The organism is Bradyrhizobium sp. USDA 4341 (assembly GCF_054063755.1).
The window spans coordinates 2418692-2429918 of record NZ_JBSSGO010000002.1; the positions used below are offsets into that span (position 1 = coordinate 2418692).

Sequence of the window (11227 nt, forward strand, 5' to 3'; positions counted from 1 at the left end):
GGGTTCCATCCGGCCGAGTCGGGCGGGTTCCCGCCCGGTCGGCCTTAACTCCTGGCGCGGCGGCGGCCGAGCTCGATCTGGTCACGAAGGAAGTCGGCAAAGGCGATGCCCTGTGCTTTCAAGGCCTTAGGGTACAGCGATGCCGCGGTGAGGCCGGGCAGCGTGTTGGTCTCGAGGTAGACCGGGCCATTGGCCGACACGATGAAATCGCTGCGCGAGTATCCGGCGCAGGACAATGCGCGGTGCGCCCGCAACGCATGGTCCATGATCGCGGCGCTGACCTCGGGCGCGAAGCGGCCGGGGCAGATCTCCTGGGTCGACTTCAAAAGGTATTTGGCTGTGTAGTCGAAGCCCCCCTCCGCCGGCACGATCTCGATCGGCGGCAGCGCGAACACCGTGCCGTCGGATTGCTCGAGCACGCCGCAGGTCGCCTCCACACCCGACACGAACGCCTCGATCAGATAGTCCTCATGTTTCGCGGCATTGCGGACTGCGACGAGGTCCTGCTGTGCGTTGACGAAGATCAGCCCGTAGCTCGATCCGTCCTTGGCGGGTTTTGCGATCAGCCTGCCGTGCTGGGCGAACGCCTCATCGAGCTCTGCGACCGATATGCCCTGCGGCGCGTTGAGGCCCGCGATCGCGGCGAAGCGCTTCGCCGATGGCTTGTCGAACGCCAGATGCGACGACGCCGAGCCGGAGCCGGTGAACGCGACGCCGCGCATCTCGCACATCGCCTGCAATTCGCCGTTCTCGGCGCGGCCACCGTGCAGGCCGAGCACCACCACGCGCTGCTCGGCGCTGGCTTTGTCGAGTGCCTGATCGAGCGCAATGCCGCGACCATCGGGCTTGAAGTCGACCTCGAAGGGCCGCGTGTGACCGAGCAGCTGTTCGGACGTCACCGCATGCACGGTGTCGTCAACGTCCCAGAACCAGAGCTCCGCATCGGGCAGCGCGCGGTGCAGGGCCTGCGCGCTCGCCACTGAGACCAGCCGCTCCTTGTTGGTGCCGCCGAACAGAATGGTCACCTGCATCAGCTTTTCCCGATTCGCTTGATTTCCCAGTGCAGCTCAATTCCGCTGGTCTGCTTGACCCGCTCGCGCACCGTCTCGCCGAGGGTCTCGATGTCATGCCCGGTGGCGTTGCCGGTGTTGATCAGGAAATTGCAGTGCATCTCCGACACCTGTGCGCCGCCGACCTTGAGGCCGCGGCAACCGGCGGCGTCGATCAGCTTCCAGGCGCTGTTACCGGGCGGATTCTTGAAGGTCGAGCCGCCGGTCTTCTCGCGGATCGGCTGCGCGGTCTCGCGATGGGCCTGCACCTCGTTCATGCGGGCGCGGATCGCGTCAGTATCGGTGATCCGGCCGCGGAAGCGCGCCGAGGTGAACACGATCGACGTATCGACGCCAGAGTTGCGATAGACGAACCTCATGTCGGCATTGCCGAACGTGTATTTCGTGCCGTCGCGGCCGATGCCGGTCGCCTCTACCAGCACGTCCTTGGTCTCGCCGCCATTGGCGCCGGCATTCATGCGCAGTGCGCCCCCGACCGTGCCGGGAATGCCGAAGAAGAATTCCATGCCGCCGATGTTTGCCGCTGCCGCCATCTCGGCGACGCGCTTGTCGAGCGCCGCGGCGCCGGCGGTGACGACATCACCGGCTGCGCTGGTTTCGCCAAAGGCACGCGGCGCCAGCCGGATCACGACCCCGGGCATGCCGCCGTCGCGCACGATCAGGTTGGAGCCGACGCCGACCACATAGACCGGCAGCTCCTGCGGCAGATGCTTCAGGAAGTAGGCGAGATCGTCTTCGTCGGCCGGCGTGAACAGCACCTGCGCCGGACCGCCGACACGAAACCAGGTCAGCTCCGCCAGCGATTGGTTCGCCAGCAGCCGCCCGCGCAGCTCCGGCATCGCGGCTTTCAGGTCGGGCGTGATGTCGGGGAAGGTCATGCTGCGACAACCGGCTCACGAGCTGGATTGAGATCGGGTTGCATTGCATCTGGCGTCAGCGCCCGGGGCTTACCCCTCTCCCCAACCCTCCCCCGCAAGGGGGGAGGGAGCCGGATGAGCGTGCTCACCTCACCTAACATCAGGGCCGCACTCTCACCCGTTGCACGAGTCAGGGAGGCACCGGCGGAGGGGTTCCCTCCCCCCTTGCGGGGGAGGGTTAGGGAGAGGGGTGAGCCGCATGGGCGGTGCTCGTGATGAGCAACGAACATCATCACCCCAGCGCTTTCAATTCGTCGGGCAGTGCGTAGGCCCATTGCGTGATGTTGCCGGCGCCGAGGCAGACGACGAGGTCGCCGGACTTGGCAATGCCGTGAACGATCTTCGCGAGCTCGCCGGCGTTCGGCAGCGGGACAACGTTGCGATGGCCGTGGGCGCGCAGGCCGGCGGCGAAATGGTCGCGGTCGATGCCTGCGATCGGTGCTTCGCCGGCCGGATAGACCTCGGCGACCACGACCGCATCGGCATCGTTGAAGCAGGTGCAGAATTCCTCGAACAAGGATTGTAGGCGGGTGTAGCGATGCGGCTGCACCACGGCGACGATCTTGCCGTTGGTGGATTCGCGCGCCGCCTTCAGCACGGCCGCGATCTCGACCGGATGATGACCGTAATCGTCGATCACGGTGATGCCGTTCGTCTCGCCGGTCTTGGTGAAGCGCCGCTTGACGCCGCCGAAGCCGGCCATGGCCTGGCGGATCACGTCATCGGACACGCCGAGCTGATGCGCGACCGCGATCGCCGCCGTCGCGTTCGACGCGTTGTGGCGTCCCGGCATCGGCAGCATGATGTCAGCGATCTCGTGCGTCGCGCCGCTCTTGCGATCGCGGATCGCGACCTTGAATTTCGAGCCGCCGCCCATCGGCGTCAGATCGAGCAGCTGCGCGTCGGCCTGCGGATTCTGCCCGTAAGTGATGACGCGGCGGTCCTCGATCTTGCCGACTAGAGTTTGCACCACCGGATGATCGGTGCACATCACGGCAAAGCCGTAGAACGGCACGTTCTCGACGAAATTGCGGAACGCATCCTGGATCGCCTCGAAGGTCTTGAAGTGATCGAGATGTTCAGGGTCGATATTGGTGACGATGACGACATCGGACGGCAGCTTCAGGAAGGTGCCGTCGCTCTCGTCGGCCTCGACCACCATCCAATCGCCTGCCCCGAGCCGCGCATTGGATCCATAGGCATTGATGATGCCGCCATTGATCACGGTCGGATCGAGCCCGCCGGCGTCGAGCAAGGTCGCCACCATCGTGGTCGTGGTGGTCTTGCCATGGGTGCCGGCGATCGCGACGCAGCTCTTCAACCGCATCAATTCCGCCAGCATCTCGGCGCGCCGCACCACGGGAATGCGCCGCGCGCGGGCCGCCATCAGCTCGGGATTGTCGCGCTTGATCGCGGTCGAGACCACGACGACATCGGCGCCATCGACGTTCTCGGCGGTGTGGCCGACCGAGATTTTGGCGCCCTTCTTGCGCAGCCGGTCGAGGTTGTAATTGTCAGACGCATCGGAGCCCTGCACGGTGTAGCCGAGATTGATCAACACCTCGGCGATGCCGCTCATGCCGATGCCGCCGATCCCGACGAAGTGAATGGGTCCGATCTCGCGCGGCAGTCTCATGATCCGGTTCCTGATATCATCGTCCGTGCGCACCTCATATCGGTCGCGCTGAACACTGGATGCCCCGCTTTTCCCATGCGTGACAAGGGCTTTTTCCACCCCGCAGCCGCGGAAATGTCGCTGTTGTCAGCTACCGGCCGGTGCTGGCGATCTGACGTCACGGACATCTCCATCTCGGCCCGGCGGCTACGCCGCTCCCGGCCGCACGGCGCGCGCGGCGAACTCATCCTGCATCTCGATGACGCGAAGATAATTGCGCAGGCGGTTGGTCTCGAGCGCACGCAGCAGCTTGTTCTGGTGATAGGGCAGCACGAGCTCGGCAAGCTGCGCACTCCAGGCAGCGTTCATGTCGAACAGCACCCCTAAGCCGAACACGGCGGGGATCTCGGCGAAGCCGAATTCCCTGCCCTGCGCCAGCTCTTCAGCAAGGAAGTCATCGATCGCGGTCATCACGCCATTGCGCGCACCGCCGGCGACGTTCGCGAATGCGGCGAAGCCCGCGCCGCGAAATCCACGGCCCTCGACCAGCACCGGGCGATCCAGCGTGGCGCCGGCGTCATAGCTGTGCGGATGGCGGTACGCGGCGGGAATCTGGCCGGGCGCGTAATACATATCGCGGCGCCCGCAGGGCCAGCCGACATCGTGGAGGAAGACCAGCACGGGCTTGCCGGCACGGCGGCTGATCGCCTCGATCTGCCGGAGCTCGTGATACACGGTGTACCAATTGTGGTCGCCATCGACGATCCAGGCATCGGTGGCATCCAGTTCGCCGAGCGCATCGAGGCTGGTCTTCGCCACGTGACGCACATCCGGATTGGCGTTCACCCAGTCGAGGAATTCGCGCTTCGGCGCCGGATCGACGCTGGTGAGCTGGCCGCCGCGGACCCGGCAGTGATCGGCGAGCAGCGCCGACATGCCGCCATACTCCGCACCGATCTCGACGATATTCTGCGCATCTGCCAGGCGCAGCGCTTCGAGGATCAGGTCCGAGAATTCCGAGACGGAGTGGATCAAAAGACCCGTCATGATCAAGTCTCCCCCGGCCTCCTGCCGGATTGGCGCATCACAGCCCTGCCACTTTCGCCACCAGATCGGCCAGCCGCTCCGCGGCATCGAGCCGCCCGACACTGCGCGCGGCTTCCGCCATCGCGGTCAGTCTCTCGGGCTCCGCGGCGAAGGCCGAGATTTCGGCGGCGAGCCGTTCCGGCGTGAAGTCGGCCTGCGTGATGCGTAGCGCGCCGTTCGCCTGCGACAGCACGCCGGCATTGGCGAACTGGTCCTGATCGATCGCGCCCGGCAGCGGCACCAGGATCGAGGGCCGCCCGATCGCGGCGAGCTCGGCCACCGTTCCGGCGCCGGAACGCGAGATCACCAATTGGCTCGAGGCAAGCCGTGCCGGCAAATCGGCGAAGAACGGCGCGAGCTCGGCATCGATCTTGAGCCGGTCATAGACCGCCCGCACCCGCGCCATGTCCTCCTCGCGCACCTGCTGGGTGATGATCAGCCGGCTCCATAATGCCGGCGCGAGCTGCTCGATCGCCGGCGGCACGATGTCGCTCATCACCCGCGCGCCCTGGCTGCCGCCGACGACGAGCAGGCGCAGCGGACCGTTCGCCTCGGGCGGCGTGTATTTCACCGCAGCGGCCGCAAGGATCGCGGGGCGCATCGGCGTGCCGACGGTGGTGGCCTTGCCGGCGAGCGCGGGATCGCGATCGAGCACGCCGGGCAGCGAGGTCGCGATCGCGTTGACGCGGCCGGAGAGGAAACGGTTGGCGCGGCCGAGCACCGCGTTGGCATCGTGGATGATGCCGGGAACGCCGAGCATCCGCGCCGCGATCAGCGGCGGCAAGGTCGGGTAACCGCCGAAGCCGACGACGGCCGACGGCTTCAGCCGGCGCACCACATTGGCGGCCACCAGCGTGCCGTAGCCGAGCATCAGCACGGTCCGTGCCAGCGAGATCGGGTTGCGGCTGCGCACGGTCGCGCTCGGCACCAGCTCGATGCTCTCCCTGCCGAACAGGCCGGAGTAGCGCAGCGCGCGGCCGTCGGTCGCCAGCCGCACCCGCAGGCCACGCCTGATCAATTCCACGGCGAGCGCTTCGGCCGGGAAGAGATGGCCGCCGGTGCCACCGGCTGCCAGCAGAATCAGGGGGGACTCAGCCATGGCAACAATTTATACCGTCATTGCGAGCGAAGCGACTTGTCCGCCGAAGCCTTGGCGAAGGCGGAAGCAATCCATGGCGCTCCCCGCAATGACGATGGGTAGCCTCATGCGTAGGCTCGCCGAGCGCTGGCGCCTTCCATCGATTCGATCTCGGTACGCGGCCGCTGCCGCGTCAGCGCCAGCATCATGCCGACGCCATAGGCGAGCGACACGAAGGAGGAGCCGCCATAGGAGATGAACGGTAGCGTCATGCCCTTGGCCGGGATCAGTTGCAGATTGACCGCCATGTTGATGGTCGCCTGCACGCCGAACAGGATCGCAAGCCCCGACGCCGCAAAGCGCGAGAACATATCCTCGGTGGAATAGGCGCGGGTCAGCGTGCGGATCACGATGAAGCCGAACAGCGCCACCAGCATCAGGCAGAGGATGATGCCGAACTCTTCCGCCGCCACCGCGAACACGAAGTCGGTGTGGCTGTCCGGCAGGCTGCGCTTGGCGATGCCCTCGCCCGGCCCGAGCCCGAACCAGCCGCCGTTCCAGAACGCTTCCATCGCGGTGTCGACCTGGAAAGTGTCGCCGGAGGCCGGATTCATGAAGCGCTTGATGCGGCCGGCGACGTGCGGCACCAGCAGGTAGGCGCCGAACAGGCCGGCGCCGGCGGCACCGGCGAGCCCGAACACCCAGATCATCCGCATGCCCGCGATGAAGAACAGCGCGCCCCACACCGTGAGGATCAGCATGGTCTGACCGAAGTCGGGCTCCATCACTAGCAGCGTGACCAGCGTCATCAGGAGCACCAGCGCCATCGAGGTCGCCGGCATCTCCGGCCGCTTGGTCGATTCCGCAAACAGCCAGGCCGCGACGATGACGAAGGCGGGTTTTGCGGCTTCGGAGGCCTGGATGTTGACGCCGAGCAGCGTGATCCAGCGCCGCGAGCCCTTGACCTCGGGCCCGATCAGCAGCGTCAGCACGATCAGCACGATCGAGACCGCGAACACGATCAGCGCGGTGCGCCGGATCTGCCGCGGCGTCATGAACGACACCCCGATCAGCACGATCAGCGACGGCACCAGGAACATGACATGGCGGTTGAAGAAGTGGAACGGATCGAGCCCGATCCGGGTCGCGACCGGCGGGCTCGCGGCCAGCGACAGGATGACGCCGGCCAGCATCAACGCGGCGATCGCGACAAGCAGCAACTTGTCGACGGTCCACCACCAGTCCGAGAACGGGGTGCGTTGGTCACGGGCGAGCATGGGCGTCCCCAGATGGCAGAGATAACGTCCATTCGTGGCGCAGGATGGTTTCCAAGGGGTTAACGGGATGGGTAACTTTTGAGGGAGGTGGTTGGCGCCCCAAGCACAGTTGTCGTCCCTGCGAAAGCAGGGACCCTTACTCCGCGGCGGACCTTGTTGAAGGGACTCGTCATTCCAACATCGCGCAACAATCAGCGTTGGTGGTTATGGGTCCCTGCTTTCGCAGGGACGACGATGAGGATGGTTCTCGCGCGATACGACGCTCCGCTAATGCGCACCTCATCTCGGCGTCATCGCCCGGCTCGACCGGGCGATGACAGTTGTAGATGAGGATACGGTTCCGTGTTCTCGCGACATGGTTTGCCCGAGCTTTGCTCTTCGTTTCGCCCTCTCTCTTGCAGAGGGCGCAGGGAAAGCCGGGTGCCGATCGCACCCATGGGCCCCGTGCAAGAGGTAGAAAGCACGGGGGGTAGGACCACAGGTGTAACCGGAAACAACCCGGCTTTCCCTGCGCGATGGGTTACGGCTTACTTCGTGCTCTCCCCGGCGAGACTGGGCTTGCTTGTCACCGCCTTCGCAAAACGCTTGCGCATCTTGCGAGAGGACACCTGCCGCTAGGGCGTCAGGACCACACGACTTCACCGTCCGCGTCATGCGCACTCGTCAGTTGCGCAATCCGCGTCCACCGCATCTCGACCCGCGTTCGTGACGATCGCGAAGCGCCCCTCGTGTCGGATGAGACGCCGGATTCATACACTGAGTTACGCTTCTGATAAAGCGAAATATCTTCGCGTGCGAGGATTGACAGGATATTGCTGAGTTGCCCGTCGTGTTGATCATGTCACAGCTGCGTAGGATGGGTGGAGCGAAGCGATACCCATCATTGCGCCGCGGATCGGACTTGATGGGTTTCGCTGCGCTCTACCCATCCTACGATCTGCGCTAACCTGCGTGCAAATAGACACGCTCTATCGGCAGCGCAGCCTGCGCCTGATCCAGTCGGCCGCGCTCGACCAAGTCGTGAATCGTGTGCACGAGTTCAGTCACGTCGGTGATCTTTCGAATCCATTGACCGACGTAGAGTTGCACCGCTTCGCCACCGATCCCAATCTGGATCGCGCGATGCGGCAGCGGTTGAAGGTGCAGATCGCGCTCAGGGTCCCATTGAATTCGCACAGGCGAATTGGCCTTGAGCTTTTCCCAATCATCCTTGCTCGTCGCTGGATCAGGATGACTTGGACAGCTATTCGCCAGCGCCCACTCAAGACCCTCGCGCGTGATATCAATTGCCAATATCCGGCTTTGCCCAGCGTCCTTGTAGCCCCATCCGGCACGATACATCATCCACAGAAATGACGGCTTGATCCACGTCATCCGCGTCATGCTGAAAGGCGGAGAGACGAAAGTGCCGGCGGCCAAGGCAGCGTCGGCGATCTCGTTGTTGTAGGCCTGATAGATGCGGATTGTGTGCTCGTCGTAGACGGCACGAATCTGGTGCTGCGGGATGTCATTCATAACCCGCAGCTTACGTCCCGAAGCGGCATACGGCAATTCAGGAGCCGCCAAGGCTGCTGCGTAGGATGAGTGGAGCGAAGCGATACCCATCGATATCGCGCCGGGCCGCGATGGGTTTCGCTGCGCTCTACCCATCCTACGACGTCGGAAACGTCACACCACCGGCTTCACACCCGGCAGTGCTTGGACGATGTCGCGGAAGGCGGTGCCGCGGATTTCGAAATTGCGGTACTGGTCGAACGAGGCACAGGCCGGAGACAGCAGCACGACGGCCTCCGCGAGCCCCGACGCCTCGGCATCGCGCGCGGCGCTGGCGATCGCGACGTCGAGCGTGCCGGACATCTCGTGCGGGACGCGGTCACCGAGCGTGCCGGAGAACTCCTGCGCCGCCTCGCCGATCAGATAGGCCTTGCGGATGCGGGGGAAATATTCGGTGAGGCCCGTGATGCCGCCGGCCTTCGGCTTGCCGCCGGCGATCCAGTAGATGTCGGCGAACGACGACAGCGCATGTGCGGCCGCGTCCGCGTTGGTGCCCTTGGAGTCGTTGACGAACAGCACGTTGCCGCGGCGGCCGACCTGCTCCATGCGATGGGCGAGGCCTGGGAAGCTGCGCAGGGCGTTCTGCAACACGTCGGTGGCGATCCCCATCGCCAGCGCACAGGCCGAGGCGCAAGCGGCGTTCTGCGCATTGTGCAGGCCGCGCAGCGAACCGATGCCGCCGAGCCGCGCCACCTCGCTGCGCGCCGCGCCCGATGCGCGCACGATGGTCTCGTGTTCGACATAAAGACCGTCCGGCAGCGGGTTCTTCACCGAGATGCGCACCACGCGCTTGCCGGCGCGATCGAGCCGGTCGGCGATGTCGCGGCACCAGCCGTCATCGACGCCGACGATCGCGGTGCCGCCCTGCTGCACGCCGGCAACCAGCCGCTCCTTGACCGCGGCGTAATGCGCCAGCGTGCCGTGGCGATCGATGTGGTCCTCGCTGATATTGATCAGGATGCCGACCGAGGGATCGAGCGACGGCGCGAGATCGATCTGGTAGGACGACATCTCGATGACATGGACGCGGCCCATCCGCGGCGGCTCGAGCGACAGGATCGCGGTGCCGATATTGCCACCCATCTGGGTGTCGTAGCCAGCGACCTTCATCAGATGCGCGATCAGCGCGGTCGTGGTCGACTTGCCGTTGGTGCCGGTGATGGCGACGAACGGCGCGTTCGGCGCGTGGCGGCGCCGCTCGCGGCAAAACAATTCGACGTCGCCGATCACCTCGACACCGGCCTCGCGCGCCTTCAGCACGCTCCAGTGCGGCGCCGGATGGGTCAGCGGCGCGCCGGGGGTCAGGATCAGCGCGGCGAAATTCGCCCACGACACCGTGCGCAGATCAGCGGTGGTGAAGCCGGCCTGCGCCGCCTTGGCGACGTTATCGGCACTGTCGTCGGCCGCGATCACCTCCGCGCCACCGGCATTCAGCGCCTGGCAGCTCGCGAGCCCGGAGCCGCCGAGCCCGAACACCGCGACCGTCTTGCCCGAGAAGGAGGTGACCGGGATCATGGCGGCGCTCAGCGCAGCTTGAGGGTGGAGAGGCCGGCGAGCGCCAGCATCACCGAGATGATCCAGAACCGGATCACGATCTGTGGTTCGGTCCAGCCCTTCTGCTCGAAATGATGGTGCAGCGGCGCCATCCGGAACACGCGTTTTCCCGTGAGCTTGAACGAGGTGACCTGCACGATGACCGAGACCGCCTCCAGCACGAACAGGCCGCCGATCACCGCGAGCACGATCTCGTGTTTCACCGCAACCGCGGTGGCCCCCAACATGCCGCCGAGCGCGAGCGAGCCGGTGTCGCCCATGAAGATCGAGGCCGGCGGCGCGTTGAACCAGAGGAAGCCGAGGCCTGCGCCCAACACCGCGCCGCATAGCACCGCCAGTTCGCCGGTGCCGGCGACGTAATTGATCTGCAGGTAATCCGAGAACACCGCGTTGCCGGTCAGATACGAGATCATGCCGAAGCTCGCAGCGGCGATCATGACCGGCACGATGGCAAGACCGTCGAGGCCGTCGGTGAGATTCACCGCATTGCCGGCGCCGACCATCACGAAGGCGCCGAAGATCACGAAGAACCAGCCGAAATTGATCACGAGGTCCTTGAAGAAGGGAATCACGAGCGAGGTCGACGACACGTCGCGCCCGAGCCGGACCAGCGCGTAGGTGGCCGCGAGCCCGATCGCCGCCTCGATCAGGAGCCGCAGCTTACCGGCGAAGCCGCTGTGCGACTGCTTTGTGACCTTCAGATAATCGTCATAGAAACCGACGAAGCCGAAGCCGAGCGTCACCGCCAGCACGATCCAGACATAGGGATTGAGCGGGTTGGCCCAGAGCAGCGTCGAGACCACGAGCCCGGACAGGATCATCAGCCCGCCCATGGTGGGCGTGCCCTTCTTGGAGATCAGGTGTGACTGCGGACCATCGGTCCGGATCGGCTGGCCCTTGCCCTGCCTCAGCCGCAGATGATCGATGATCCAGGGCCCGAACAGGAACACGAACAGCGCGCCGGTCACCATCGCGCCGCCGGTGCGGAAGGTGATGTAGCGGAACACGTTCAGAGCGCTGCGGAATGCCCCAAACCCCGGAACGGTGTTGGACAGTTCGATCAACCAGTAGAACAT

General features: G+C 65.3%; 9 protein-coding genes. All 9 read right to left on the reverse strand.

Features of this window, described 5'->3' with window-relative positions:
• Nucleotides 1-44 precede the first annotated feature (44 nt).
• Entirely contained in the window at nucleotides 45-1031 is a 987-nt protein-coding gene (locus ACVIGB_RS17525; RefSeq protein WP_456721687.1) for a D-alanine--D-alanine ligase family protein, read from the reverse strand.
• Nucleotides 1031-1948 carry a UDP-N-acetylmuramate dehydrogenase gene (murB, locus tag ACVIGB_RS17530; RefSeq protein ID WP_456721686.1) on the reverse strand — a complete coding sequence of 306 codons (918 nt, stop codon included), beginning with the start codon at nucleotides 1946-1948 and terminating at the stop codon, nucleotides 1031-1033. The genes ACVIGB_RS17525 and murB overlap by 1 nt, the downstream gene beginning before the upstream one ends.
• 271 nt (nucleotides 1949-2219) lie before the next feature.
• Nucleotides 2220-3623, reverse strand: a complete 1404-nt coding sequence (gene murC / locus ACVIGB_RS17535) for a UDP-N-acetylmuramate--L-alanine ligase (RefSeq protein ID WP_456721685.1) — start codon at nucleotides 3621-3623, stop codon at nucleotides 2220-2222.
• 186 nt (nucleotides 3624-3809) lie between these two features.
• Entirely contained in the window at nucleotides 3810-4649 is an 840-nt protein-coding gene (locus ACVIGB_RS17540) for a class I SAM-dependent methyltransferase (RefSeq protein WP_456721684.1), read from the reverse strand.
• A 37-nt stretch (nucleotides 4650-4686) separates the two neighbouring features.
• Entirely contained in the window at nucleotides 4687-5787 is a 1101-nt protein-coding gene (murG, locus tag ACVIGB_RS17545; protein WP_456721683.1) for an undecaprenyldiphospho-muramoylpentapeptide beta-N-acetylglucosaminyltransferase, read from the reverse strand.
• A 104-nt stretch (nucleotides 5788-5891) separates the two neighbouring features.
• Nucleotides 5892-7043, reverse strand: coding sequence for a putative lipid II flippase FtsW (ftsW, locus tag ACVIGB_RS17550; RefSeq protein WP_456721682.1), 1152 nt, complete (start codon nucleotides 7041-7043; stop codon nucleotides 5892-5894).
• 942 nt (nucleotides 7044-7985) lie between these two features.
• Nucleotides 7986-8648 carry a DUF4291 domain-containing protein gene (locus ACVIGB_RS17555; RefSeq protein ID WP_456721681.1) on the reverse strand — a complete coding sequence of 221 codons (663 nt, stop codon included), beginning with the start codon at nucleotides 8646-8648 and terminating at the stop codon, nucleotides 7986-7988.
• 63 nt (nucleotides 8649-8711) lie between these two features.
• Nucleotides 8712-10112: a UDP-N-acetylmuramoyl-L-alanine--D-glutamate ligase gene (gene murD / locus ACVIGB_RS17560; RefSeq protein WP_456721680.1), complete on the reverse strand. Its 1401-nt coding sequence runs from the start codon at nucleotides 10110-10112 to the stop codon at nucleotides 8712-8714.
• Between the two features lie 8 nt (nucleotides 10113-10120).
• Nucleotides 10121-11227 carry a phospho-N-acetylmuramoyl-pentapeptide-transferase gene (mraY, locus tag ACVIGB_RS17565; RefSeq protein WP_016846578.1) on the reverse strand — a complete coding sequence of 369 codons (1107 nt, stop codon included), beginning with the start codon at nucleotides 11225-11227 and terminating at the stop codon, nucleotides 10121-10123.